The following is a 25,136-nucleotide window of genomic DNA, read 5'->3' as shown; positions in this document are numbered from 1 at the left end:
GCCACCGCATAGCCTCGCATCGATTTTCCATGCCGACAGCCGTAGGAGAGGCCATGGACAGCAAGGTTGTCTTCGAGACCGTGGCGCCTGTGATCCCCGTCCGTGATCTGGCCGTCGCACTCGAGCGTTACCGTCACCTGGGGTTTTCGGTGCGGCAATCCGAAGAGGACCCTGGATACGGGTTCGTCGCTCGGGGGTCGGTTACGCTCCATCTCACTGAGTGGCACGAGCACGATCCTGCCCGCACTGCTGCTGTCGTTTACCTCTATGTCTCAGACGCCGATGCCCTGTACGCCGAATGGGTCGCAGCAGACGTCACTGGCCGCCTCGGAGAGCCGCAGGACACTCCATACGGACTCAGAGAGTTCGGCTACGTCGACCCTGACGGAACACTGCATCGCGTCGGCTCGCCATGCCCTGATCTGATCACGTAAGTGGACCCCCACGCTGCGGAGTTACACCGAATCTCGGAGCAGGCTGACAACTGAAGGCGTGTCCGGTCGGGCGGTGGCGCCTCTGGTCCGTACGGGCGGCTTGGGTGTGCTGATGCAGTGTACGGCGGGCGGCCCGAGCGCGGCCCGCTGATCGGTGGCCCTGGCTCTCGGCATCCGCCAGGGCGAGGCGCTCGGCCTCCGCTGGTCCTTCGTCGACCTCCAGACCGGCGTGATCAAAGCCTGCCGACCACATGGCGTCCGGCCACGCAGTGGCGATCACAGGGCTGTATCTGTGCGGCGGCATGACCATGGGAGGACCGCGAGGTACGGGCGGCTTGGCCTGCGGAAATAGGAGGCGGCAGTCAGGACGCCCATGTCAGGATGGTCGATCTTCACCCGATCTGAAAGGAACTGAGTGACCATGCCTAGCGCCATCACTTTGATCCGCGCCGCCTCTCTGTCCGACGTCGCCGAGTATGCTTATGCAGCCACGGCGCCTGCCGAGTCACGGCTCATCTTCCTCGCCGGAGCGTGTCCCCTGAACGAGGACGGCTCGACCGCAGCGATTGGGAGCTACGCAGGCCAAGCGGCGAAAGCCGTCGAGAACATGCAGGCGGCTCTCACTGCCTCTGGCGCATCATTGCAGGACGTCATCAGCACAAGGGTTCTCGTCGCGTCCACCCGGCGGGAGGATTTGGTGGCTGCCTGGAAGGTAGTCCGGGACTCGTTCGGTGACCATGACGTTCCGAGCACCTTGATGGGAGTCACCGTGCTTGGTTACGACGACCAGCTCGTTGAGATCGAAGCCGTCGCCGCCGTGCTTGATTCCTGAGCAGTAAGGCCGCGTCTGGGCGGCGGCGTGACCATGAGCGGGCCGCATGGCCCGAGCGGCATGGCCGGCATACGGTGACGGCCCGGAGTCCTGCCCGCGCGTCGGGACCGGCCCCTAGGCCGCACGCCCGGCGCGCCGGGTCGCCGCCACTTGATCATTGTGATCGTCGACGAGGTGGCGTTCCTCACCGCCTACCAGCCGGACAAGCATCTTCGCCAGCGCATCACGGCGGCGTTGGCCACGCTGACGACCCAAGGGCGGGCGGTCGGCGTTGGGATCATGGCCGCGCTTCAGGACCCGCGCAAGGAGGTCATGAGCATCCGCCCTCACGGATCTGGAGATCAGAAAGCCCCTCCCGCCGCGATCGGCGAGAGGGGCTCTGAAGTGCGGAGGCTCGGGGATTTGAACCCCGGATGGGCGGTAAACCCAAACCGCATTAGCAGTGCGGCGCCATAGACCTGACTAGGCGAAGCCTCCCCGGTGGAGTTGCTCAGGACAGCGTACCGGCGATCGCGCAACGCGGCAAAGCGGAATCGCGACCGGGTTCGCCGGTGGGACCGGCACGTGTCGTGAACCTCTCACCTAGACGATATGCGCAGGCAGGGCCTGCCGTGTCCACCGACACACAGGTTGTCCCCAGCTTCATGCACAGCCCTTATCCACAAGGTGTGGATAAGGGCTGTGTGCAACCTGTGAATGACGGCCGAGCCATGCCTGCGGTACGGCTCAGGCCTTGCGGACGGCCTCGCCCTCGATCTCGATTTTGACCTTCTTGCCGACCAGGACACCACCGGCCTCCAGGGCCTGGTTCCAGGTCAGGCCGAACTCCTCGCGGTCGATGTCGGTCTCGGCGGAGAAACCGAAGATCTCCTGACCCCAGGGGTTGGTCGCGGCGCCGGTGAACTCGACCTTGAGCTCGACCTCCTTGGTCACCTCGCGAATGGTCAGGTCGCCGACGATGGTGAACTCGTCACCGGAGTGGTCCTTGATCCGCTTGCCGCGGAAGGTGATCTCGGGGAACTTGTCGGCCGAGAGGAAGTCATCGCTCCGCAGGTGCGTGTCGCGGTCGGCGACGCCGGTGTCGATGGTGGCGGTCTTGAGCACGGCTTCGACGGTCGACTCCAGCGGATTCTCCGCGATCACGATCTTGCCTTCGAACCCGCCGAAGTGACCGCGGACCTTGCTGACCATCATGTGCTTGACGACGAAGCCGACTCGCGTGTGGGCAAGGTCCAGCTCGAACTCACCGGGAACGGGGATCTTGATGCCTTCCCACTCACGAACGCTCATGGCTGCCCTCCAGGGTAGTTGCCGTGCGGATGTCTTCTGCAACAAATATCTACAGCACAACTATTCCCCGCGTCAACTATCTGTCCTAGACTTCGACCATGGACCCTTTCGATGACCCCCGCCTCACGGCGATGGGCCTGCTGGCGGAGGTGTTCACCGGGCTGAGCAGCAAGACCAGCCGCACCTTCGCCGAAGCCGGAATCTCCGAGGTCGACTTCGAGACTCTCATCCGGCTGGCCCGCTCGCCCGAGCAGCGGCTGCGGATGAGCGACCTCGCCGCGCAGACGTCCCTGTCCACCAGCGGCATCACGCGCGTGGTCGACCGTCTCGAACGCGAAGGTCTGGTCGCCCGCCACGCGTGCGCCAGCGACCGCCGGGCGTCGTACGCCGCCCTGACCGAGGCCGGCGCGGCCCGTCTGCAGCGGCTGCTCCCCCAGCACCTCGATGACATCGAGACCTGGTTCACCGGCCTGTTCTCTCCGGAGCAACTCGACCGATTCCTGGCCGCACTACGTGTGATCCGCGATGTCGTACGGCCAGGCGCCACCGCCGGCGTGCCCGGCAAGGCGTCCGTGAGCTGATCGGCGGAACACGCCGAGCACGCCGCCGGGCCGTGCCGTACCGCCATATCGGCACAGAACGGCGACACCCACGGCGAGAGCCGTACAAGTGGGGACCGAAATTTCCGGAAGAAGAACGCGAAACGGTGCGTCACTCTGGCGCGAATCATGAAATTCTGGTGAACTGCGTAATCCGCAGGAGTCCGCCGCAGTCAAGCACCGAGTCGCGCACCACCGGCGACCCCGCCGTCCCCCATCGAGCCTCTGGAGAGAACCCCGTGCGTTTCCTCCCGCGCGCCGCATCCGCCGTACTCGCCTCCGTCGCCATCGCGATCCCCGTGGTCACCGCCTCCCCGGCGGCCGCCGCCACCCGGCCGAAGAACGTGCCCAAGGACGCGATCGAGGTGACCGTGAAGAAGATCGTCGACGGAGACACCGTCGAGGTCACCACATCGAACGGAGCGACCGCGCTCGTCGGGCTCCTGGAGGCGGACGCTCCCGAGCAGGGCCTGTGCTGGTACGAGGAGGCGTTCGCCCGCCTGTCCGCCCTGCTTCCCGCCGGCAAGCCGGCCTACCTGCAGCGTGACGGAAAGATCGAGGCCGAAGACGGTCGCTACTTCTTCTACGTCTGGGGCCCCCAGGGCGCGTACGTCAACGGAGACATGGTCCGGAACGGCTACGCCCAGCCCGTGGTGAGCTACCCCGAGCACCGATACACGGACTGGCAGTTCAACGAGCAGTTGCGCGCCCAGATCGAGAAGCGGGGGATGTGGTCTGGCCCGTGCTGGGCACCCGACACCTATGACCGGCGCGACACGATCGAGGTCCCCCCAGGAGCCGGCCTCGACATGTCCACGGTCCCCGTCCAGCCGGCCGACCCCTCGCCCGTGCCGCCCGGTACGCACGCGTCACCCGAGCCGATCCCCCAGCCGGGCACGGGCAACCCGCAGGGCACCACTCCGGCGCCGGCTCCCAGCCCGACTCCGACCCCGACCCCGACTCCCACGCCGACCCCCGCCCCGGCGGTGACGCCGGGCCCGTGGCCGGACGGACCCGGCCTCGATCCCCACTTCGCCACCTGCGCCGAGGCCAACAAGAACGGCTACGGCAACTACGTCCGCGGCCGCGACGCCGAGTACGTCTGGTACCACGACAGGGACAACGACGGCGTGGTCTGCGAGTTCTGACACCACCGGCACCGACACCCACCGGCACCGACACCCACCGGCACCGACACCACCCGACGCGGACATCCACCGGGACGCCGACATCCACCGGGCGCCGGCGTCCCTGATTCGGCGACGGCCGAGCCCGGTCCCGGTGGGTCGGTCACACCACCAGGTCGCCGCGGAGCTTGGCCATCGCCCGGGAGACCGTGCTCTTGACCGTGCCCACGCTGATTCCGAGCGTCCTGGCGATCTCGGGCTCGGTCATGTCCTCGTAGTAGCGCAGCACGATGGCGGTCCGCTGTCGGGCCGGGAGCCGCTCGATGGCCTGCTCCAGCTCGTCGTAGCGATGCCGCGGATCGTGCTGGACCGGCACCTCGGGAAGCTCCTCCGAGGGATACTCCTCGAACTTGCGCCGCCGCCACCAGGAGATGTTGATGTTCACCATGGCCCGGCGAACATAGCCGTCGAGGGACGACCGGTCCTTGATCCGGTCCCAGGCCAGGTACGTCTTCGTGAGGGCGGACTGGAGCAGGTCCTCGGCGTCGCTGGGGTTCCCCGTGAGCTGATTGGCGACACGCAGCAGGGCCGTCCCACGGGACAGGACGTATGTACGGAACTCCTCGTGCTCCACGATCATGCGATCACCAGCCTGGCCTGGAGGGCGTCTCGTGCCAGAATCGCAGCCGCGCTCCGGAATCCGACCGAACCGACATCCTGGTTTCGCACTGCCATCGGCAAAGATCACGCAAGCTCGACAGCGGGATCTCTAGCGAAGCGGCCAGGCCACGGGCGGGATTTGCCCCGAAGTGGGAGATAACACGTTCCACCGGGAGGAGGAATGTTTCTCCCCCGACTGTTTCTCACCGATGGATCCATCCGTGCCGGATCGCACGGCATGTGAAGGTAGAAACAGGAGGGGCGATGCCGTACCAGGACGTGGAACGTAGGCGAATGCTGGCGGCGGCCGTGCTGGGCCGCGACCTCCGGCCTCCCACCCCCGACCTCGACGGACGGGACGAGGGCGCCGGAGACGAGAGCGTGGAGGACGGGGGCGCCGGGAGTCCCGGCACGGGAAACGACCAGGTCCGGCTCATCGCGGTGAGCGGTCAGATCCTCGACATCAGCCCGCACCTGATCATCGTCGAGGACGACACCGGGGAGGAACGGCGGTTGGTCATCGCTCCGTGGGCGACCGCATGGCGGGGCTCCCCGCTGCCGCCCGCAGACCTCCCCATCGGGGCCCGGGTCGTCATCCGAGCACTGCGCTCCGGCACGGTCGCCGAGCGGATCTGGGCTGACATCACCCGAATGACCGGGATCATCCGCGACGTACGAGGCAGCCGAGACCTCACGATCGAGCTCGACGGCGGCGCCCACCGGAGGCCGCTTTCCGTCGTGGTCCCCTACCGTTTCTCCGGCAGGATCCGGGTGCGGCATCCGCAGCTCACGCCCGGCTATCTCTTCGACGCGATCGGCGTGCTGGACGACGGCACCGCGCTGGCGCATCTGCCCGCCACCTCGCAGCCGCCCTATCGAGGGAGGTCCGTGCCGCCGCCCCCGGCGTACGGAGGAACTCGGTCGGCGATCTCCGGAACCGCCGTCTGGGCCGATCTCGACGAGCACGGCGTGGCCTATCCGATGCTGGAGGCGGCCGACGTGGGCTGCGACGACGTCGGGGGCGCCTGCGCCGGCCTGCCGTACCTGGCGCTCGGCTCCCTGCTCAACGTGCGCAACGTGTGCGACGGCCGGTCGAGCACGCTGCCGATCGTGGCCTGCGGCTGCGTGGCCGGTCGGTTCTGCGACCGATGCCTGGAATGCGGCACCTCGCCTCGCGGGAGGCTCGTGGAGCTGTCCCCAGCGGCGTACGTCGAACTCGGTGGAGACTTGACCAAGGGCTGCTTCAATGCCCGCGTCGGATTGGGGTGAACGATGCTCGAAGTGCCTTCGAAGCATGCCGGTCTCGAGGTGATCGCGGTGGCCGCCCTGCCGATCCTGGTGGTGGTGCTGACCCTGAGCGGCGTCGCCAAACTGGCCATGCTCGCCAGTCGTCGGCAGGATGCTTCCGGGGTCTCACCGGGGTCGCTGAGCCGCCTCGGCCCGGCGGCGCTCGTGCCGGAGCGGTTCGCTACCACGATGACGGTCCTCTGCGCGACGGCCGAGTTCGGGTTCGCAGCGGGGTTGGTGCTCGTCGATCACCCCGTCGCGCGCTGGCCGTCCGTGGCGTTCTTCGCGGTCGCGACGTACGTCCTGCTGGATCTGCGTCGTCGCCGGCCCGACGTGGGCTGCGGCTGCTTCGGCGAGGTCAGCTCGGCGCCGGTCGGGCTGCGGTCGATCGGGCGGACCGTGATCTTCACGGCCATGGCGATCGCCGTCGCGGTGGAGAACGTCACCTGGGCCGGGACGATGCACGCCTTCTCACCGGCATCATCACCGTCGGCGGTCTTCTGGCTCGGCGGCCTCGTGGTCCTGTTGCTCGCCCTGTCTCCCGAGATCGACGCGGCCGTGGCCCGGCTGCGCCACCGCCTGCCGTGCGAGCAGCGCCCGCAGCCCGCCGCCCGGGCCCTGGCCCGCCTGAAGTCCAGTACGGCATGGCGGGCATATGTCGGCATGCTCGAAGCGGATGAACCCACCGACACCTGGCGTGAGCTGTGCTGGCGGTTCTTCGTCTTCCCCGCCGGAGACGGCACCGATGTCGTGTTCGCCGTCCAGCTGAGCGGTCGCCGTCCGGCCGTCCGGTCCGCCGTCGTCAGCGATGGCGAGCCCCCACTCCCCTCTCTGCGGGAATCTATGCCTGTATCGGCCTGAGGCTATACAGGCATAGATTCCCGCATCGAGGCGCCGACCCCGCCCACTGCGATTCGAGCCGGCTTCAATTCGGCTCTCTACGGCTCTCTAGCTTCCCCTCTAGAAAGCCGTAGAGAGGTCTATGGGATCCCCTCGATCAGGGGATGGGACATTTCACCCTAAATCGGCTGAGCACGCAGAAACCTCCCGAAATGGGGGACGGTGAACCCGATCAGCCCGCGCTCCGCGCTGTAGATCAGCCCTTTCTTGATGAGGCTGTCCCGCGCCGGGGACAGGCTGGACGGCTTACGGCCGAGCGACACCGCGACGTCGGCCGTCGGCACGGGGTCATCGCCGAGCTGGGCCATCGCGTGCATGTAGTCGCGCTCGGCCGGGGTCGCCCGTTCGTAACGGCTGCCGAAGAAGCCGACGGCGAGCTCCTCCTCCGCCTCGGGGGCCGAGACCCTGATGTCGTCGGCGGTGATCGGGCTCCGCGGCGCGAGATCCCAGGCGACCTTGCCGTACGCCTGGACGAAGTAGGGGTAGCCGTCGGCCGCCTCGTAGAGCGCGTCGAGCGCGTCGGGGGTGAACTCGACGTCCTCCCGCGCGGCGGGCACGATCAACGCCATGTCCGCGGCGTCCCGGTCCAGCCGATCGATCCGGGCATATCGGAACAGCCGCTCCGAGTAACTCTTGCTGGCCGACAGCACGCTGGGCAGGTGCGGCAGACCGGCGCCGACCACGATCAGCGGCCCGCCGCTCTGGGAGAGCTCATGGCAGGCCGCGCAGAGGGCCGAGATGTCCGGCGCACGCACGTCCTGCATCTCGTCGATGAACAGTGCGATGCCGACGCCGAGATCGGTCGCGACACCGGCGGCGTCGACGAACAGCTCGGTGAGGTCGATCTCCAGGTCGCCCGAGTCGGCCCGGCCCCGCGAGGCCGGCACGTCGATGGCGGGCGACCAGTGGGAGGTGCCCTTGGCGGCGGCCGGGTCCCGCATCGCGAACGCCTTGAGCACGCCGAGGAACTCCTCGATGCGCTCGGGCGCCCGATGCCGGGGGGCGAGCTCCCTCGTGGCCATGTGCAGCGCGGCGGCGACCGAACGGCGGATCGACTGATCCGGCCTGGCCTCGATCTTTCCGGTGCCCCACAACCGCTGCATGGCCATGGACTTGAACGTGTTGAGCAGGACGGTCTTGCCGACGCCACGCAGGCCGGTCAGCACCATGCTCCGCTCTGGGCGGCCACGGGCCACCCGTTCGAGCACGATCTCGAACTGCTGCAGCTCACGGTCGCGCCCCGCGAGCTCCGGAGGTCGCTGACCCGCGCCGGGGGCGTAGGGATTGCGCACAGGGTCCACGCTCTCGGACTTTATGACGGCGTATAGCGGCCGCCCTAGATTTCCGTAGAAAGCGCTACGGCGTGTCGCCGGCGGCCTGGCCGGAGCACGTCGCACGCGAGCCGAATCGACCGGAACCCGGGGAGAGGGGACGGCGGGAGCGGGTGCGCAAGCCGTCGGCACAGCCATGGGACACCCCTCAGCAGTCAGAACATGGACCGAACCCGTGTTCGATCCGCTGCCCAAGACTGTAGCGCCTCCTCGAACACATGCGCGACGCTTTCCCGGAAAATCTCCAACCGATCTATGAGGCGAACTCCCAGGTCAGGTGATCTCTCCGGGGCGAGAACCCCCGGCGCGTCAGGTGATCTCCACGAGCGGGAGCCGTACGCCGGAGTCGGCCGAGGCGACCGCGGACAGCCGCTGCCGTGCCAGCGCCGGCCAGGCCTGGACGGCGCAGAAGGGCGCGCACTGATCCTGATCCGAGCGGGTGCCGACATGGACGCAGCACTGCACGAGACGTTCCTCGATCATGGTGGACATGTCCATGAATGGCTTGATCGTGATGCGGACGATCCGCTCGCCGAGCAGCCGCCGCAGCCGGCGACGCCGGCCGGGCAGCGCCGAGGACGCGAGCGTCAGCAGCGTCGGCAGGCCGATGTCGCAGTTCGCCCCGATGTTCCGCCAGATCTTGCCGATCTCGGGATGCGACAGCGACGACTGCTCCGACAGCAGACCGAGCAGCGACTCCTGTACGGCGAGGCGCAACTCACGCGGGATCTCCGAGTCGGCGATCCGGTTGGCGACCAGGCCGAGATGCTCCTTGAGCCGGTCGTGCCCGATCAGCGCGGTCAGCGACCGCCACCGGTCGGAGTCGTCGCGGATGAGGTAGCCGACCGAGCAGCAGTGGGGATGCGAGCAGGGCAGCGCGGTGAGATCCCGCCAGGTCACCAGCCCGTCCGTCTGCGGGCCGAGCCGCTTGAGCACGCCGGTGTGGGTGAGGCGGTCCAAGGGGTCGATCGGTCCCGATCTCCCGGAGCCGAACTGCGGCTGGATGGACACTCCGCCGACGAAGGGGGTGTCGAGCGCGAGCCGTACCACATCGCCGATCTCCCCGTCGTTCACGCCGAGGGCCGCGGTCATGACCAGCGTGGTGAAGATCTCCCGCTCGGACAGCCGCCGCAGCGCGTCCGCCTTGAGCCGCGTCAGGTCTCCACCTCGGTGGTGGCGGGAGGCCTCGGCGGAGACCCCGTCGTACTGCAGGTAGATCTCGACCCGCTCGCGATGCCCGGTCAGCAGGTCGAGCAGCGCGTCGTCCCTCGCGACGAGCAGCCCGTTGGTGTTGATCAGGATGCGGGTGATCGGCCGGGTCACGAGCTCGGCGAGCAGCTCGGACAGGCGTGGATGCAGGGTGGGCTCGCCGCCGCTCAGCATGAGCACGTCGAGCCGGCCGTTCTCACGGGCGAGCCGCTGGTCGACGTTGGCCAGGATCTCCGGCACCGGCACGACGCCGCGCAGGTCGGGAGACGACTCGGTGAAGCAGGTCGGGCAGCGCAGGTTGCACACCTCCGCCACATCCTCCAGCAGGATGCACGTGTGCTGCGTCTGCATCTCCGGCAGTCCCCGCAGGTACGCCATGGGAACCGGGTCGAAGTTCCCGGGGACGTCGGGCCGGTGTGCCTTCGTGGGCGCGGTCCACTCCTCCAGGTAGGCGAGGATCTCCGGGTCCTCGTCGTAGAGGGTGCGGACCAGGCCGTGCGTACGGCAGCCGCGCTCCAGATAGACCAGGTCGTCTCTGGCGACGAGGCGGCCTGACAGACGCGCGACCTCCGAAAGCGGCCGGTCCGGGTGCTCGTCGTGGCAGCGCGGGCAGAACGCGTTGACGTAACGCAGGATCCGGTCGCCACGAAGAGACATTCCAGTGGTCACAGTGCGCCGTCCACATAGATCGAGGGGTTTACGCCGGTGCAGAACCCCGCGGTGCCAATGGAGACCAGCGCCCAGCCGATCATCAAACCCAGACCGAGACCCTTGCTCCACGGCTTGCGCAGCATGATCAGCACGATGCCGCCCACGAGCGCGATGGCCGCGAGGAGCACCGCCGCGACCCCGACGACCACCAGCTTGCCGTCGCCGCGCACCGAGTCGGCCACGGTGATCGTGGCGAAGAACGCCATCAGGTTGATGAATACGAACACGATGATGCCGACGAACGTCAGCGCGACGACGACACCGCCGGAGGAACCCGACGACGGCGGCGGCCGCCAACCCGGCGGCGGCCATGGGGGGCCGGGCGGAGGACCGGGCGGACGTCCGGGTGGAGTGGGGGGATTCGGCGGCCCGGGGGGTGGGTTCATTTGCTCTCCTGACGAATCGTCACGCTGTCATCCGTGTGGTCACCAACCGTGCCACCCGCCGCCTCTTCGCGGAAGGTGCCGCCGTCGGGATCGCGGCGTGCCGGCCCTCTCCCAAGGGAACCGACCGCCGGCAGGCGATCGTAGAACCCTCTGCGGTAGCCGTACGTGAGCCGGATCGCGACGAGCACGAGCCCGGGAAGGAGGAACCACTGCGGACGGGTCAGATCGAGCCAGACCGTCTCGTTGGCCCTGGTGAACTCGACGAGGAACCGGAACCCGGCGTACGCCGCCACATAGAGGGTGAACAGCTCGCCGGGTCGGCTGACCCGGCCACGCGCCCACACCAGCGCACCGAACATCGCGAGCTGGAAGACGATCTCGTAGAGGAACGAGGGATGCATGGGCTGCCCGGTCAGGCAGCCGAGGCATTCCGGCACCGACGCCGGGGCTCGGATCCCCCACGGCAACTCGGTGGGACGCCCCGGGGCCTCGGTGAGGAAACACCCGATGCGGCCCACGGCCATGCCCAGCGCCACCGCCGGTGCGAACAGATCGCCGGTCTTCTCCCGATATCCGATGAGCCGTTTTGCGATCAGCACGCCGGCGTACGCCCCGGTCAGGCCGCCCAGAACGCTACGGGAGCCGAACATCCACGCCTCAAGGAGCGTGGGGTTGAGCGCCGGATCGAGATGTTCGGCCCATCCGGACACACGCATCCCGATCGCGCCGCCGACCAGGGCGCCGGCGACGGCGAACAGCGACTCCTCCCGAAGCGCACCCCTGCGCCGCGCCTCCAGCACGAACACCACGCTCGCGACGACCACCCCGAGGACCACGAAGAAGTCGTGGGTCGGGATGGTCAGCGCGCCGAAGCGCAGCTCAGGGATCACGACGCTCACCCTAGCGGCCCCCTCCGACGATTCCGATCCCCGGTTTCCGCGGCCGACTCCGCCGACCACGTGACGCGAACGTCAGCCGACGACTGCAAGATCATGGTTGGTGAAACACCTGGTCAACGGCACGGCCTACGAGTTTCTGCGAGATCACGAAGGGAAATCGCCTGGTCGCGGCGGATGGCTGCGAGAAACTGCAAGATCACGCCCAGGGGGTGGGGGGTGTGGGGCGTCGTACGGGCGGGGCGGAGGTAGCCTGCGCCTATGGCACGCTTACGAAATCCCAGGTCAGCGATATTGGCGATGACCATCGTGGGCGTCACCGCCTGCGCGGGTGGAAACACGGCGGGAACCACGGGGGGAGACACCACGGGAGGCCCGGCCGGGGCCGCCGCGTCCGGCGTGCCCGCCGCCACCGCCTCGTCCGCCGTTACCTACACCACGTCTCCTGGCCCGTCGCCGGCGCCCACACCGTCGGCCTCGGCCGAGCCGCCCGAGTTCTCGGCAACGATCGTGTCGGTGTCGCGGGACGAGGTTCCGTACTCATGGCAGCCGAACTGCCCGGTGCCGCTGAGCCGGCTCCGGAAGATCACGATGACCTACTGGGGCTTCGACGACCGGGCGCACACCGGCGAGATGGTGGTGAACCGGGACGTCGCCGACGACGTCGTCTCGGTCTTCCGCAAGCTGTACGACCAGCGCTATCCGATCCGGCGGATGGAATCGGTCGATGTGTACAAGGGCAGCGACTACGACTCCATCGAGGCGGACAACACCTCGGCCTTCAACTGCCGGAGGGCGACCGGCTCGGGCAGTTGGTCCGAGCACGCCTACGGCCGGGCGGTCGATCTCAACCCGCGGGAGAACCCCTTCGTGTACGGCGACGGGTCGTACGCGCACAAGAACGCGAGAGCGTACGTCGGCAGACCGGAAAAGCCCGGTGTGATCCACGCCGGCGACAAGGTGGTGCGGGCGTTCGAGAAGATCGGCTGGGGCTGGGGCGGCTACTGGTCCGGCTACAAGGACTACCAGCACTTCTCCGCCAGCGGCCGATAGGACCCGGGCAACGATGGCACCACCGGCGGAAGAAAGGATAATGACCGTTTCCGTCGCCGAAACGACCGTTATTCCATTTCGATCCGGTCTGCCGGATAGATGGCCAGGAATGAATCAAACGATCAATCGGTAGCACCAAGTCAGCGCGTCGATTCCGGGGCGTTACGCCACCCGGAAATAGAACGGGACCCTGTCGTCGTTACGGGAGGTCCCATTGATTACGCGCCGGCTCAGAAAGTCCGCCGACGACCATGGCCGGGAGGCGATGGCCATGTCGCGGACGCACCACTGGAAGACCCGCATCCTGACGGTCGCGGCCGCGATCGCCATGGCCGCCGGGCTGGCCCCGTCGGCGGCACCGCCCGCCACGGCCGATGCCGACACGGCGCAGGCACGTGAGATCGCCTATGTCGCCGACTCCTCCTCGGACGACGTCTCGGCGATCGACACCCGCACCAACACCGTCGTCGCCCTCATCCCGGTCGGCGACACTCCCCGGGGCGTGGCGGTCGGCCCGGACGGCACCCGTGTCTACGTCGTCAACAACGGTGCGAACACGGTCTCGGTCCTCGACACCGCGACCAACACCGTCATCGACACCATCCCCGTCGGAGACCGCCCCGTGCAGGTGGCGGTCGGCTCGGACGGCACCCGCGCCTACGTCACCAACGGCGATGACGACACGGTCTCGGTCATCGACACCATCGGCAGGACCGTCGTCGCCACCGTCCCCGTAGGGAGCGCGCCTCTCGGCGTCGCGGCCACGCCCGGCGGCACCCGCGTCTACGTCGTCAACAACGGTGCGAACACGGTCTCGGTCCTCGACACCGCCACGAACACGGTCATCGACACCATTCCGGTCGGGAGCTTCCCACAGGGAGTGGCGGTCAACCCGGAGGGCACCCGCGTCTACGTCACCGACTTCGGCACGAACGACGTCTCGGTCATCGACGCAGCGACCAACACCGTGATCGACACCATTCCCGTCGGGAACGGCCCACGGGGAGTGGCGGTCAATCCGGAGGGCACCCGCGCCTACGTCACCGACTTCGAGTCCAACACCGTGTCGGTCATCGACACCACCACCAACACGGTCATCGACACCGTCACCGTCGGAGTCACCCCCGCGGAGGTGGCGGTCAACTCCGACGGCAGCCGCGCCTACGTCACCAACCTCGACAGCGGCAACGTCTCCGTCATCGACACCACCACCGACACCGTCGTCGGCACCGTCCCGGTCGGGAACGCTCCCGTCGGCGTGGCCGTGGCACCCATCCGCACCGCATCGCCCCAGCCGCCCATCGCCCGCAGGCCGGCCAAGGTGAAGGCCAGGGTGGACAACATCATGTGAGACGCCCGTCCGTACGCCTTGGGACAGCGGTGGCCGATGTGCCCGGCAGGCCGTACGGAGCGCTCGGAAAAGTCCTGAAGGCCCCCGGGAGAACCGCGTGCCGACCGGGGGCCTCGGCATGCCCCAGCACAGGGAGCGTTTCCCATCGTTCGTACGGATTCACACCATCGCTTTTCGTGAATTACGCCCCGAACAGCACCCAAGCCGCGTTCGCCGATCCTAATGGGAGAAATCCGAATGATGGCCAGGAAACGATCAAGCTATCAGCCGGAAGTGCCAAACCGCCGCGCCGGTCGCGGGATGCGACTCCGCCCCGACCTAGAACGGGATCTGCCATCTCTATGGGAGGTCCAATTGCTTACACGCTGGACGAGAAAGTCCGCCCATGACGGCGGCCGGGAAAATCCGGCCATGTCGCAGAAGCGGAGTTGGAAGACCCGCTTCCGGGCGACGGTGGCCGCGGCGGCCATCACGGTCACCGGTCTGGCACCGTTGGCCGCACCGACGGCGACCACTGCCACGGCCGCCACAGTCGTGGCGGAGACCGCGACCGGGGCGGCCACCAACACGACGTGGCAGGCACGGCAGGTCACCTACGTGGCCGACTTCGGCTCGAACACCGTCTCTGTGATCAACACCCTGGACAACAGAGTGGTCGCCACGATCCCCGTCGGCACCGGTCCCATCGGCGTGGCCGTCACACCGAACGGCGACCGCGCCTACGTCACCAACTTCGAGTCCAACACCGTCTCGGTGATCGACACCCGGACCGACACCGTCATCGCCACGATCCCCGTCGGCGCCAACCCACGCGGGGTCGCCATCACGCCGAACGGCGACCGGGTCTACGTCACCAACCAGGGCTCGGGCAACGTCTCGGTCATCGACACCGCGACCGACACCGTTCTGACCACGGTCTCCGTGGGGGCCGCTCCCGACGGCGTGGCCATCACGCCGAACGGCGACCGGGTGTACGTCGTCGCCGGCGGCGACAACGAGGTCTCGGTCATCGACACCGCGACCAACACGCGCATCGACGTCATCACGGTCGGAGCCGACCCCAGGCAGGTGGCCATCACGCCGAACGGCACCCGCGCCTACGTCACCGACAACGGCGACAACACGGTCTCCGTCATCGACATCGCCACCGGCACGGTCATCCGCACCATCGAGCTCCTCTGCGGCAGCGGTCCCGTCGGCGTGGCGGTCTCGCCCGGCGGCGCCCGCGTCTACGTCACCAGTCCCCGGCCCGGTGCCGTACCGGGCATCGTCTCCGTCATCGGCACCGCCACCGACGCGGTCATCTCCATGATTCCGGTCGGGAACGAGCCCGACGGAGTCGCCTTCACCGCCGCTGGGACACGCGCCTACGTCGCCAACTCCGGTTCGAACAACGTGTCGGTGATCAACACCCGCACCAACCTGGTCGCCGCCACCGTCGCCGTCGGGACCTTCCCCGAGGGAGTGGCCGTGAAGCGCGTCCGCACCGTGCCGACCCGGCCGCCCGTCACCCGGCGACCGGTAACGGTCGAGGCCGACGCGACCAACGCCGGCTGACGGCCGGCGCACCCGAGGCCGGAGGCCCCCGGCGAATTCCGCCGAGCCGGGGGCCCCGGCTTTTCCCGACCTGAGCGAATTTCCATTCTTCTCGGCTCATGCCGCACTTGTCGGGATGTGAGCGATGTGATCTCGGAAACCCGAGGAGGGGTCAGCGAATCACGCGGAGATTCAACCGGAATGATGACCAGGAATGCATCAAGTGACCAGCCGCGAGCACCAAACCGGTGTGCCGATTCCAGGACGAGCAGCCCTCCAGTCGTAGAACGGGATTTGACAGCTCTAGGGGAGGTCCAATTGCTTACACGCTGGACGAGAAGATCCGAGAATATCTCGGGTGGTGAAGCGACCGAAGCGACCGAAGCGACCGAAGCGACCGAAGCGACCGAAGCGACCGAAATGACGGACCTGTCACGCGGGCGGGGGTGGCGGTCCCTGGTCCGGGCATCGGCGGCCGCGGCGGTCGTCGCGATCGGCCTGACACCGCTGGCGCCCCCGCCCGCCGGGGCGGAAACCGCGGCCCAGCGGACCCGGCAGAAGGCCTACGTGGTCGACTCGGGCGCGAGCAAGGTGGCGGTCGTCGACGTCACCACCGACACCGTGACCACGACCATTCCGGTCGGGAGCAGCCCCAACGGGGTTGCGGTCACGCCCGACGGCACCCGCGCCTACGTCACCAACAACGGCTCGGACGACGTCTCGGTGATCAGCACGCGTACCGACACCGTCACCGCGACCGTCCCCGTCGGGAACAGCCCGTTCGCGGTCGCCGTCACGCCCGACGGTACCCGCGCCTACGTCACCAACTTCGCGTCCGACAACGTGTCGGCCATCGACACGGCCACCAACACCATCGCCGCCACCATCTCGCTCGGCGCCGGGACCAATCCCGAGGGCCTGGCGATCACTCCCGACGGCGCCCGCGCCTACGTCGCCGACACCGGCAAGAACACCGTCTCCGTGATCGACACGGCCACCAACACCGTCACCACCACGATCCCGATCGGCGCCGGGTCCGTTCCGGTCGATGTGGCGATCACTCCGGACGGCACCCGCGCCTACGTCGCCGACATCGGCACGGACACCGTCTCGGCGATCGACACGGCCACCGACACCATCATCGCCACCATCCCCGTCGGGACCAATCCCGTCGGGCTGGCGATCAAACCGGACGGCACCCGCGCCTACGTGGCCGACAACGTCTCGAACAACGTGTCAGTGATCGACACGGCCGCCAACGCCGTCGTCGCCACCGTCCCCGTCGGGACCGCTCCACTGGACGTGGCGATCACTCCCGACGGCACCCACGCCTACGTCACCAACTTCGCGTCCAACAACGTGTCCGTGATCAACACGACCACCGACACCGTCATCGCCACCGTCCCGACGGGAGCCGGGAGCCGACCCGTCGGCGTGGCCGTGGCCCGCATCATCGAGGTGACCCCTCGACTTCCCAGCAGGCCGCTGCCCCGCATCAGGACCGATGTGGCGCAGACGATGGGCGGCGAAATCCGACCGGCCCAGATCGCCACCCGGATGGGGCGGCGAGTCGAACAGTGGCAGGCACCCCACTGGAGAATCGTCTCGGATAACGGCTGGACGAGCCGATCGATCACACGGCGGTAATCCGTACCGAACTATCTCGAACCCGGCGCAAGAAAAGCCTGGCACCCGGCGAAGATCGCAATCGCGGTCTCCGCCGGGGGTCCACGCCATGGCCTGCCGGCGCGATGGCCCGTACGCCAAGGACGAAGCGGAAGAAAAGAACAGCGCCCGCTCCTCCGGCCGGAAGGAGGCGGGCGCGTGTCCGCCGAATATGACATCTCCTGATTCACCGAAAGCGGGGGGAATCAAGAGTGAGGTTGTCACAACCTAACGGTCCGGGGCTCGTCTAATCACGGAAACTGCTTACCTGTTCATAACGATCGGTCATCGGGCTCATCACGCCCGACCCGAGCGCGGATCCAGATGGGATGGCCCGGACACCGGCCGGGCCGCGCGCGGCAGGGCAAGATGGGGTCATGGCGGAGAACGACGGAGACGGCTGGATCCTGTGTTCTCGCGGGCACCGGCACTGGGGTCTGCACGGGGCGGCCGGTCTGCTCGCCGTCCACCACACGCTCGACGGCATGCCGTACGTCCTGCTGCAGAAACGCGCGTGGTGGAGCCATCACGGCGGAACCTGGGGGCTTCCGGGCGGCGCGTGCGACAGCCACGAGGACGCGATCACCGGTGCGCTGCGCGAAGCGCACGAGGAGGCCGCGCTCACGGCCGACCTCGTCCGCGTACAGGGTCTGTACGTCGACGACCACGGCGGCTGGTCGTACCAGACCGTGATCGCCCAGGCGGACGGACTGCTCGACGCGGAACCCGCCAACGGCGAGAGCACCGACATGCGCTGGATGTCGGCCGAGGAGGTCACCGCCCAGGTGCTCCACCCCGGCTTCGCCGACTCCTGGCCGAGCATCCGGACCGCGCTCAATCCGCTCGTCGTCGTCCTCGACCTGGCCAACATCATCGGAGCCCGCGCCGAGCACGGCTGGTGGCGGGACCGGGCCGGGGCCGCCGGTCGCCTGCTCGACGAACTGGTCCCGCTCACCTCCGGTGGGCTGCGCCGTACGCCCGAAGGGCTGCCCGATCTGGCTCGCTGGTTCCCCCGCATCGTCGTCGTGCTGGAGGGCGCGGCCCGCGGGATCGATCCGGTGGTCCGGGACGACCGTACGACCGTGGTGCGGGCATCGGGCAGCGGGGATGACGCGATCGTGGCGGCCGTCCGCGACAGACGGCCATGGGAGAAGGTCCTCGTGGTCACCGCCGACCGCGGGCTGCGGCAGCGGGTCACCGCGCTCGGCGCGCTCGTCACCGGCCCCCGCTGGCTGCTCGGCCAACTCTGAGAAGGCCCCACTGAGAAGACGACTCGGAGAAGACGACTCGGAGAAGACGACTCGGAGAAGACGACTCGGAGAAGACGGCTAAGAACGGACGAGGGCGGGCGACCCCCCGGATGGCCGCCCGCCCTGTCATCGGTCGGATTCGCTTATCGGCGTCGCCGCCCGGCTCTCAGAGTCGCTGCCAGAGAGCGGGAACGTTGGGCGGATCCCAGCCGGGCAGCGACGTGTGCGACTGGAGGCACCGGTAGCGCACGCCGTTGTAGGTCACGATGTCGCCCGCGTTGTACTGAGTCCACTCCGCCCAGGTGGTCTCCCCGCCATCACCACCGTTGACCGTCACCGAGAACGTCGCCGCATGGCCGGCCGACGCACCGGAGGCGTTCAGGCTGATCGCGTAAGTACCCGCCGGGGTGTTGGCCGACGTGGCGACCGTCACCGTGGCGCTCTGCCCCGAGTTGATCGTGGACGGGCTGAACGACACGGTGACCCCGGAGGGCGCGTTCGAGGCCGACAGCGACAAGGACTGAGCGTTACCGCGGGTCACCTGGGTGCTGAGGGTCGTGGTCGCCGACTGACCGGCCTGCACGGTGGCCGACGCCGGGTTCACCGACACCGAGAAGTCGTTCTGGGACGGCGACGGGGACGGCGACGGAGACGTGCCGTCCACCGTGAGCTTCCACAACACGTTCGCGATGGCGTCGCTGTTCCGGTCCAGCGCCGTCGTGTTGATGTTGCTCGGGTAGCGGTCGCAGGAGGAGTGGTAGCACGAGTCGTACGCCTGGCCGGCCGTGCCGCCCCACTTCTGGGCCTGCGCCGACGTCATGCGTCCCTCGGCCCCGCTGAACAGTCCACCGACCCGCACGCCGGCGTTCTTGAACGGCGCATGGTCACTGCGGCCGTCGGCACCGGTCTCCGGCTCTGTCGGCACGTTGATCGAGGCGAAGTAGTCGTTGAACGCCCTCTGGATGGTGGCGTCGTCCCGGTAGACGAAGTACCCGGGGTTCGGCGAGCCGAGCATGTCGAAGTTGAGGTACGACTCGACGCCGGACGCCCCACCGTTCTGGACGTAGTACTGCGACCCGATCATGCCCGACTCCTCGGCGGCCCACCAGCCGAATCGCACGTGCTTGGTGAGGGTCGGGTTCTTAGCCGCCAGGGCCAGCGCGACCTCGAGCAGGGCCGCGGAGCCGGAGCCGTTGTCGTTGATGCCGGGGCCGGCCGACACACTGTCGAGGTGACCACCGAGCATCACGGTCGGGCTGCTGGGCCCGCGAGTCCAGTCGGCGATCAGGTTGGCGTGGGTCCTGCCGCCGTAGGAGAAGTTCTGGACCCGCGTCTGATAACCGGCCGCGTCCAGCTTGCCCTTGATGTAGTTCAGCGACGCGGTGTGGCCCGCGGTCCCGCTCGCCCGGTTGCCGCCGTTGCTCGTGGCGATCGACTGCAGCTGGCTCAGGTGCGCGGTGACGTTGCCGATCGAGATGTCCGGCGCCTCACCACCCGGCGGCGGCTGGTCGTTGCCCACCGTGAGGGAGTACGTCGCCTCGCGGTCGACGCTGGAGCCGTCGGCGACGACCGTCACCTGGTACGTGCCGCCCGGGGCGACGGAGGAGGCGGACAGGGTCAGCGTGGACGACTGGCCCGCGGTGATCGTGGCCGGGTTGAACGACGCGGTCACACCGCTGGGCAGCGAACGGGCGCTCAGGTTGATCGACTGGGCGCTGCCGCCGGTGACCGCGGTGTTGACCCGGGTCGTGACCGACTGACCGGCCTGGACGCTGCCGGAGGTCGGGCTCAGCGACAGCGAGTAGTCGTTGCCGGGCTGGGCGGTGCAGGTCGGCTCGCCGGACTGGGCGTTGACGCTGACCGCGCTCCAGGCCGCCTTGACCGCGTTGAACTCGGTGCAGCTGCCCGGGAAGAGCGACAGCGCGGCGCGCAGGGTGGCCACGCGGGCCTTGGCGTGGGTCCAGGGGGCGGTCTTGGTGTTCAGGCCGCCCATGAAGATCTGGCCGGCCTTCTGGATGCCGATGCCCGTCACGGTCGAGCCGTTGCAGGTCGAGCTGGAGGGCTTGCCGCCGCCGGGGTTGCTGCCCTCGGCCAGCAGGTAGAACCAGTGGTTCTGCGGGCCGGCCGCCGCGTGGACCTCGGTGTTGGGGATCGAGGAGCTGTAGCAGTTGGGGTGGCCCAGTGCGCCGGGGTTGTACATGTTGCGGATCGGGCCGCTGCCGGCGAGGTTGATCGCCTCGCCGACCAGGTAGTCCGGCGGGTCGACGGGGTTGTTGGCGTAGTGCTCGGTCAGCGCGCCGAAGATGTCGCCGGTGGACTCGTTCAGGCCGCCTTCCTCGTTGCCGCTGCCGTTTCCGGAGCCGGAGTACTGGAAGATGGCGTGGCCGAGTTCGTGGCCGACGACGTCCATCGAGGTCAGCTGCTTGGTGCGGGCCTGGTTGTAGCCGAAGGCGGTGTAGGAGCCGTACCAGTAGGCGTTGACCGCGTTGAGGCCGACCCGCATGGGGAAGGAACGGCCCGTGCCGCTGTGGCCGTTGCGGCCCAGCCAGTCGCGGAGCATGTTCCATTCCTTCTGCGCGGCGTACATCGCGTCGACGCAGGCGGTCTCCAGGTCGGTGCCCGAGCCGTTGCCCCAGGTGTCGGTGCTCTTGGTGTAGGCGGCGCCGTTCTGCCCGCCGCACTGCAGGCCGGGCCGGTTGGGGTCGACCAGGGTGTAGGAGCTGCCGGAGCGGCCGGTGTCGATGGTCACCTGGCCGTTGAGGTGGCCGTTGCCGGTGCCGGCGCGGACCTCGTCCCAGGTGTCGATCACCTTGCCGGTGCGGGCGTCGATGTAGACGTGCAGCACGCTGGGGGTGTTGTGCTTGCCGGTGCCCTTGACCACGGTCTCCCACGCCAGGCGGGGGGTCGTGGTCGTGGCGTGCACCAGCAGTTCGGGGGTGCCGGTGTCCTCGGCGGTGGCCAGTTCGGCGCGGGCCGTGCGGGCGGCCGCCTCGGCGGTGACCTTGGCCTTGATGCCGACGTTCACCGTGGTCTGCTGGCCGGTGACGACGGTGTCGACGACCTGGCCGGTCTTGTCGGTGGACACGATCACGTCGCCGCCGTAGACCGGCAGGCCGCGGTAGGTGCGCTGGTAGGTCAGGTACTGCAGGCCGCGCGTGCCGGAGATGCTCCGTACCAGCTGGAACTCGTCATCGGCCGACGCACGCAACGCCGGCGCGTCGGCCAGCAGTGCGTTGTTCGCGCTGGCGACCGCGTTCTTACGCTGTTGCGCGTCCGGCGGCGCGAACGCCGGCGGCGGCGTGGGCTTCTGGGCGCCGGCCTGGCCGGCCGCCGCATCAGGCGCCGCCGAGGCGGCGGTGGGCACCGCCGTCAGCGAGGCGGTGGCCAGGGTGACCGCCGCCAGCACCGCGACGGCACCCGACCTCTTCGTGGGATTCACTCTCGGTGACTCCTCTGCATGGGGGGTGAAAAGTCCGAGCAGTCGGACTTGCCCCAAGCTGACACCAAGAGCGCGTGCGGTGTACCCTCCAAGTTTCTATAACTCAGAGATATAGATCAATCTCACAAAAAGCCTCATTGACGGCTAAACCGGGCGCAACCCATTGAAATGCGGTATGTATCCGCCGCTATGGCAGGCAGGAGAGCGGAGCCGCTCAGATCGTCGGCTCAGAAAGCGCGCGGGACAGGCCCGATGCCGTGGCGGCGCAACGGGAGGGAATAGGTCTCACCGCGCATCAGGTAATGCACGAGATGCGACAGCCCCAGGCGCCGGACGTACCGCTGGAAGTCCGTGAGCGAGGAGGTGAACGCCTCGTAGTCGTCGTAGTGCACGGTCAGGGCGGTGAACGGATCGATCAACCGCAGCCACTCGGCCCCCTGTTCACCGTCCATCGTGACCAGCATGCCGAGCACGCGGGTGCCGCCGAGGTGCACGATGCCCACGTCGATGTCCGGGAAGCGCCGGGGGATCTCCGACAGGCACGGGTGCATGATCGTGTCACCGCTTATGTGCAGGCGCAGGTCCGGCCGTCCCCCGTCGCGGAGCCTTCCCTCTCTGCCGAGGTCTCCGCTGAAATCTCCGCCGAAGTCGAGCACAGTGCCCATGACCGGCGGCAACAGGCGCCGCACCGGGCCCGGCGCGTGTCTGGCCGGGGTGGCGGTGATCTTCAATAGCCGGTCTCCCCGGCGCACCCGGTGCTCCTCCCAGGTGTCCATGCCGACGGCGCGGTGGAACCCCTGGCGCCGCAGCCGCCGTGCCGCGTGGTGAGTCGTGATGATCGGCACGTCCTTGTCGAGGCCGTCCCGGGCCACGTCGTCCCAGTGGTCGCCATGCAGATGAGAAAGAACGACAAGATCGATCGGCGGAAGCCCTCCGATGTCGATGGCCGGATCGGTACGGCGCCGCGTGCCGAGCCCCCAGCCGAGCTTCGCCCGCTGACCACGATGGAGGAAGTTGGGGTCGGTCAGCAGGGTGAACCCATGACAACGGATGATCATCGTGGCGTTTCCCACGAAGAACACGCTCGCGTCCACTGGATCGGGCATCACGTCCCCCCATCTTCCGACAGAGCTACCCATGCCGGGACGAATAACCCCAAAAGGTGGACCGAATCATTCGACATCGTCGGCGAGCGTGAGCGAGAGGCCGAGCTGGGCGTACAGCTCGAGCTGATCGAAGTAGTCGCGATACGTGATGACCAGGTCGTCCTCTATCGCGCAGGCTCCGCAGCCGCGGACGGCGATCCTGCGCCCGCTCCCGTCGAACACCTCACCCCTCGGCAGCAGGAACGGACCGGTGTGCGTGCCGGTCATCGTCCATTCGGTGAACACGGGATCGCCACACGTGACCTTGTGCCACACCGTGATGCCGAGGTCCGGAAACCCCTTGATCAGGTGCTCGAAGTACCAGGCGATCTCCCCATGCCCCTCCGCTACTCCGATCGGGCTGACCAGGACGGCGTCCGGACTGAAATGTCGCAACGCCCGTTCCACATCGTGATCGTTCAGGGCGCCCAGTATGAGGTCCACGAGATCTCGAGTGTCAGGCATGCGATCACCCCCTCATGCCTCCTCTCCAAAGCTATCGCGGGCGGAGCCCGACCGCCTCCCTCGCGACTCCCCCGCACAGCGCCGACCGCCCGGCTACACCAACGATGCCCGCTCCCCCCCCCGTCGTTCAGCACCATCCTCATCCCCTGATCTCGAGCGACCGTCGACGATGTCCCGGGAGGAAGGACTGCATCGGTCATATGTCCTCTCTAGGAGCACGATGGGCCAGGTTCTTCCATGAAAGACGCTTGGAGGAGAGGTAGCCTGCTTGTAGAGGAGGTCGGGATGTTGCTCAGGTTCCGGGTGGCGAACGTCCTGTCGCTACGCGAAGAGCAGGTCCTGTCGTTCGTGGCGACTCGGACTGAGACAGGGGACGCCAGGGACAGCGGAGTGGTGATAGACGGCAAACCGGTGTTCGCGCAACCCGTCCTGGGGCTCTACGGCGCGAACGCCTCGGGCAAGTCCAACGTGCTGCGAGCCATGCGGTTCATGCAGCGTGCCGTACTCGACTCGCATGCGGAGTGGGCGAAGGGAGAGGGAATACCCCGCAAACCGTTCTTTGATTCGATTTGCGCCGAGGAACCCTCGTTTTTTGAAGTCGATATGGTGTTGGGCCACCCGCCTGTGCACTACACATACGGGTTCACCCTGGGCGATGAGCGGATCGAATCAGAGTGGTTGTACGCATATCCGGGCACACAACGGCATTCCCGCCAGGTATGGTTCGTCCGCGACGCAAAGAAGACCGTGTCCTTCGAATTCCCAGGGGATCACCTCAAGGGGCCCAAGGCCACTCTCGCCAAGCTCACGCGGGACAACGCACTCTTCCTCTCTAGCGCCGCGTCCAACAACCAGCAACAGCTTGCCGCCATTCACCGCTGGTTCGCCGACAACTTCCAACTGTTGACACCTGAGCGGGAGCGCGGAGCACGCGAGAGCCGCACCCGACGCGAGATGCTGGGTCCGCTGAAATCCAGGATCGAAGAACTCGTCCGTCATGCCGATCTGGGCATCGAGAGCATCAAGGTGATCCCCAGGGATCCAGACCCGCCGGAGATACGCTTCGTCCACAGAACCGGGTCAGACCGCGTCACACTCGACTACGAGGATGAGTCTCTCGGCACGCGCACCTGGTTCATGATGCTGGAGCCGATACTGCAAAGCTTGGAACGAGGCGCGGTTCTACTTGTCGACGAGCTTGATGCCAGCCTCCATCCCACGATGTCGGCAGAGGTCGTGCGACTGTTCAGTGACCCGGTGGCCAATCCGGAGAAGGCTCAGCTTGTCTTCACCTCGCACGACACCAGTCTTTTCGGCAATCTTCCGGGCGGCCGTCCGCTGGATCGGACGCAGGTGTGGTTCACCGAAAAGCGAGGCGATGGCGCGACCGAACTTTTCCCACTCGCCGCCGCCAGGCCACGCCCGGAAGAGAATCTAGAGAAGTGGTACTTTCAGGGCCGGTACGGAGGCACTCCACGGGTAACTCCTGGAGACCTCGCCTGGCGGCTCGGGCTGGTGAAGGCCACGGAGGATGACTCCTGATGGCGCGCCCCAGCCCTGGAACTCCTCT

General features: G+C 67.9%; 21 protein-coding genes, 1 tRNA gene and 1 pseudogene. 13 read left to right on the top strand and 10 right to left on the bottom strand.

Annotated elements, in window-relative coordinates; all coding sequences use genetic code 11:
- Window positions 1–53: 53 nt before the first annotated feature.
- The 3 genes and pseudogenes from AP234_RS18685 to AP234_RS38720 all read left to right on the top strand — a co-directional run.
- The gene (locus AP234_RS18685; RefSeq protein ID WP_055480948.1) at window positions 54–434 is read left to right on the top strand and encodes a bleomycin resistance protein; all 381 of its coding nucleotides are present in this window, start codon (window positions 54–56) and stop codon (window positions 432–434) included.
- A gap of 421 nt (window positions 435–855) precedes the next feature.
- Window positions 856–1,266 (top strand): Rid family hydrolase, encoded by a 411-nt coding sequence (locus AP234_RS18680; protein WP_055481056.1) that lies wholly within the window; start codon window positions 856–858, stop codon window positions 1,264–1,266.
- 153 nt (window positions 1,267–1,419) lie between these two features.
- Window positions 1,420–1,590, top strand: a pseudogene (locus AP234_RS38720) (cell division protein FtsK); the annotation flags it as partial.
- 63 nt (window positions 1,591–1,653) lie between these two features.
- Here AP234_RS38720 and AP234_RS18675 read toward each other — a convergent pair.
- Window positions 1,654–1,743: transfer RNA gene (locus AP234_RS18675), tRNA-Ser, on the bottom strand.
- Window positions 1,744–1,992: 249 nt separating this feature from the next.
- The gene (locus tag AP234_RS18670) at window positions 1,993–2,556 is read right to left on the bottom strand and encodes a YceI family protein (RefSeq protein WP_055480947.1); all 564 of its coding nucleotides are present in this window, start codon (window positions 2,554–2,556) and stop codon (window positions 1,993–1,995) included.
- 98 nt (window positions 2,557–2,654) lie between these two features.
- Between AP234_RS18670 and AP234_RS18665 the strand changes: the two genes are divergently transcribed.
- Window positions 2,655–3,137 carry a MarR family transcriptional regulator gene (locus AP234_RS18665; protein ID WP_055480946.1) on the top strand — a complete coding sequence of 161 codons (483 nt, stop codon included), beginning with the start codon at window positions 2,655–2,657 and terminating at the stop codon, window positions 3,135–3,137.
- Window positions 3,138–3,394: 257 nt separating this feature from the next.
- The gene (locus AP234_RS18660) at window positions 3,395–4,303 is read left to right on the top strand and encodes an excalibur calcium-binding domain-containing protein (RefSeq protein ID WP_055480945.1); all 909 of its coding nucleotides are present in this window, start codon (window positions 3,395–3,397) and stop codon (window positions 4,301–4,303) included.
- A 142-nt stretch (window positions 4,304–4,445) separates the two neighbouring features.
- On the opposite strand, the gene AP234_RS18655 is transcribed toward AP234_RS18660, so the two are convergent.
- Window positions 4,446–4,922, bottom strand: coding sequence for a SigE family RNA polymerase sigma factor (locus AP234_RS18655; RefSeq protein ID WP_055480944.1), 477 nt, complete (start codon window positions 4,920–4,922; stop codon window positions 4,446–4,448).
- A gap of 284 nt (window positions 4,923–5,206) precedes the next feature.
- Here AP234_RS18655 and AP234_RS18650 point away from each other — a divergent pair, with 284 nt between their 5' ends.
- Together AP234_RS18650 and AP234_RS18645 are read left to right on the top strand one after the other, a co-directional pair.
- Window positions 5,207–6,211, top strand: coding sequence for a hypothetical protein (locus AP234_RS18650; protein ID WP_055480943.1), 1,005 nt, complete (start codon window positions 5,207–5,209; stop codon window positions 6,209–6,211).
- A 12-nt stretch (window positions 6,212–6,223) separates the two neighbouring features.
- Window positions 6,224–7,090: a MauE/DoxX family redox-associated membrane protein gene (locus tag AP234_RS18645; protein ID WP_235558238.1), complete on the top strand. Its 867-nt coding sequence runs from the start codon at window positions 6,224–6,226 to the stop codon at window positions 7,088–7,090.
- A 158-nt stretch (window positions 7,091–7,248) separates the two neighbouring features.
- On the opposite strand, the gene AP234_RS18640 is transcribed toward AP234_RS18645, so the two are convergent.
- From AP234_RS18640 to AP234_RS18625, 4 genes are all read right to left on the bottom strand, one after another.
- A complete protein-coding gene (locus tag AP234_RS18640; protein WP_055480941.1) occupies window positions 7,249–8,430 on the bottom strand; it encodes an AAA family ATPase in 1,182 nt (393 codons plus the stop codon).
- 339 nt (window positions 8,431–8,769) lie between these two features.
- Window positions 8,770–10,338: a radical SAM protein gene (locus AP234_RS18635; protein WP_152990492.1), complete on the bottom strand. Its 1,569-nt coding sequence runs from the start codon at window positions 10,336–10,338 to the stop codon at window positions 8,770–8,772.
- Window positions 10,335–10,766: a hypothetical protein gene (locus AP234_RS37325; protein WP_160330467.1), complete on the bottom strand. Its 432-nt coding sequence runs from the start codon at window positions 10,764–10,766 to the stop codon at window positions 10,335–10,337. The genes AP234_RS18635 and AP234_RS37325 overlap by 4 nt, the downstream gene beginning before the upstream one ends.
- On the bottom strand, window positions 10,763–11,656 hold the full coding sequence (locus AP234_RS18625) for a prolipoprotein diacylglyceryl transferase family protein (protein WP_083502240.1): 894 nt from the start codon (window positions 11,654–11,656) through the stop codon (window positions 10,763–10,765). Before AP234_RS18625 ends, AP234_RS37325 begins: the two co-directional genes overlap by 4 nt.
- A gap of 306 nt (window positions 11,657–11,962) precedes the next feature.
- Between AP234_RS18625 and AP234_RS18620 the strand changes: the two genes are divergently transcribed.
- The 5 genes from AP234_RS18620 (at window position 11,963) to AP234_RS18600 (ending at window position 18,517) form a co-directional block, all read left to right on the top strand.
- The gene (locus tag AP234_RS18620) at window positions 11,963–12,715 is read left to right on the top strand and encodes a M15 family metallopeptidase (protein WP_152990491.1); all 753 of its coding nucleotides are present in this window, start codon (window positions 11,963–11,965) and stop codon (window positions 12,713–12,715) included.
- Window positions 12,716–12,929: 214 nt separating this feature from the next.
- Entirely contained in the window at window positions 12,930–14,066 is a 1,137-nt protein-coding gene (locus AP234_RS18615; RefSeq protein ID WP_235558237.1) for a beta-propeller fold lactonase family protein, read from the top strand.
- A 411-nt stretch (window positions 14,067–14,477) separates the two neighbouring features.
- Window positions 14,478–15,623: a beta-propeller fold lactonase family protein gene (locus AP234_RS18610; protein ID WP_055480938.1), complete on the top strand. Its 1,146-nt coding sequence runs from the start codon at window positions 14,478–14,480 to the stop codon at window positions 15,621–15,623.
- A 399-nt stretch (window positions 15,624–16,022) separates the two neighbouring features.
- Entirely contained in the window at window positions 16,023–17,249 is a 1,227-nt protein-coding gene (locus AP234_RS18605) for a beta-propeller fold lactonase family protein (RefSeq protein WP_063842981.1), read from the top strand.
- 395 nt (window positions 17,250–17,644) lie between these two features.
- Window positions 17,645–18,517 carry an NUDIX domain-containing protein gene (locus AP234_RS18600; RefSeq protein ID WP_055480937.1) on the top strand — a complete coding sequence of 291 codons (873 nt, stop codon included), beginning with the start codon at window positions 17,645–17,647 and terminating at the stop codon, window positions 18,515–18,517.
- Between the two features lie 166 nt (window positions 18,518–18,683).
- Here AP234_RS18600 and AP234_RS18595 read toward each other — a convergent pair whose 3' ends face one another.
- The 3 genes from AP234_RS18595 to AP234_RS18585 form a co-directional block, all read right to left on the bottom strand.
- Complete coding sequence (locus tag AP234_RS18595) at window positions 18,684–21,956, bottom strand: M20/M25/M40 family metallo-hydrolase (protein WP_083502220.1); 3,273 nt, start codon at window positions 21,954–21,956, stop codon at window positions 18,684–18,686.
- A 227-nt stretch (window positions 21,957–22,183) separates the two neighbouring features.
- Window positions 22,184–23,062 (bottom strand): MBL fold metallo-hydrolase, encoded by an 879-nt coding sequence (locus AP234_RS18590; RefSeq protein WP_235558236.1) that lies wholly within the window; start codon window positions 23,060–23,062, stop codon window positions 22,184–22,186.
- A gap of 66 nt (window positions 23,063–23,128) precedes the next feature.
- A complete protein-coding gene (locus tag AP234_RS18585) occupies window positions 23,129–23,566 on the bottom strand; it encodes an ester cyclase (RefSeq protein ID WP_055480935.1) in 438 nt (145 codons plus the stop codon).
- Between the two features lie 285 nt (window positions 23,567–23,851).
- On the opposite strand from AP234_RS18585, the gene AP234_RS18580 reads away from it, so the two are divergent.
- On the top strand, window positions 23,852–25,108 hold the full coding sequence (locus AP234_RS18580; RefSeq protein WP_055480934.1) for an AAA family ATPase: 1,257 nt from the start codon (window positions 23,852–23,854) through the stop codon (window positions 25,106–25,108).
- The last annotated feature ends 28 nt before the right edge of the window (window positions 25,109–25,136 follow it).

The organism is Sphaerimonospora mesophila, from assembly GCF_001417795.1.
Classification (GTDB): domain Bacteria; phylum Actinomycetota; class Actinomycetes; order Streptosporangiales; family Streptosporangiaceae; genus Sphaerimonospora; species Sphaerimonospora mesophila.
Note: the sequence above shows the minus strand (reverse complement) of the source record. Positions and strands in the feature narration are given on the sequence as shown.

Coding starts and splice junctions, on each gene's coding strand:
- AP234_RS18620 (WP_152990491.1), top strand. CDS start 11,963: ATGACCATCGTGGGCGTCACCGCCTGCGCGGGTGGAAACACGGCGGGA.
- AP234_RS18665 (WP_055480946.1), top strand. CDS start 2,655: ATGGACCCTTTCGATGACCCCCGCCTCACGGCGATGGGCCTGCTGGCG.
- AP234_RS18650 (WP_055480943.1), top strand. CDS start 5,207: ATGCCGTACCAGGACGTGGAACGTAGGCGAATGCTGGCGGCGGCCGTG.
- AP234_RS18590 (WP_235558236.1), bottom strand. CDS start 23,062: ATGCCCGATCCAGTGGACGCGAGCGTGTTCTTCGTGGGAAACGCCACG.
- AP234_RS18600 (WP_055480937.1), top strand. CDS start 17,645: ATGGCGGAGAACGACGGAGACGGCTGGATCCTGTGTTCTCGCGGGCAC.
- AP234_RS18610 (WP_055480938.1), top strand. CDS start 14,478: ATGTCGCAGAAGCGGAGTTGGAAGACCCGCTTCCGGGCGACGGTGGCC.
- AP234_RS18655 (WP_055480944.1), bottom strand. CDS start 4,922: ATGATCGTGGAGCACGAGGAGTTCCGTACATACGTCCTGTCCCGTGGG.
- AP234_RS18580 (WP_055480934.1), top strand. CDS start 23,852: ATGTTGCTCAGGTTCCGGGTGGCGAACGTCCTGTCGCTACGCGAAGAG.
- AP234_RS18685 (WP_055480948.1), top strand. CDS start 54: ATGGACAGCAAGGTTGTCTTCGAGACCGTGGCGCCTGTGATCCCCGTC.
- AP234_RS37325 (WP_160330467.1), bottom strand. CDS start 10,766: ATGAACCCACCCCCCGGGCCGCCGAATCCCCCCACTCCACCCGGACGT.
- AP234_RS18670 (WP_055480947.1), bottom strand. CDS start 2,556: ATGAGCGTTCGTGAGTGGGAAGGCATCAAGATCCCCGTTCCCGGTGAG.
- AP234_RS18605 (WP_063842981.1), top strand. CDS start 16,023: ATGACGGACCTGTCACGCGGGCGGGGGTGGCGGTCCCTGGTCCGGGCA.
- AP234_RS18680 (WP_055481056.1), top strand. CDS start 856: ATGCCTAGCGCCATCACTTTGATCCGCGCCGCCTCTCTGTCCGACGTC.
- AP234_RS18585 (WP_055480935.1), bottom strand. CDS start 23,566: ATGCCTGACACTCGAGATCTCGTGGACCTCATACTGGGCGCCCTGAAC.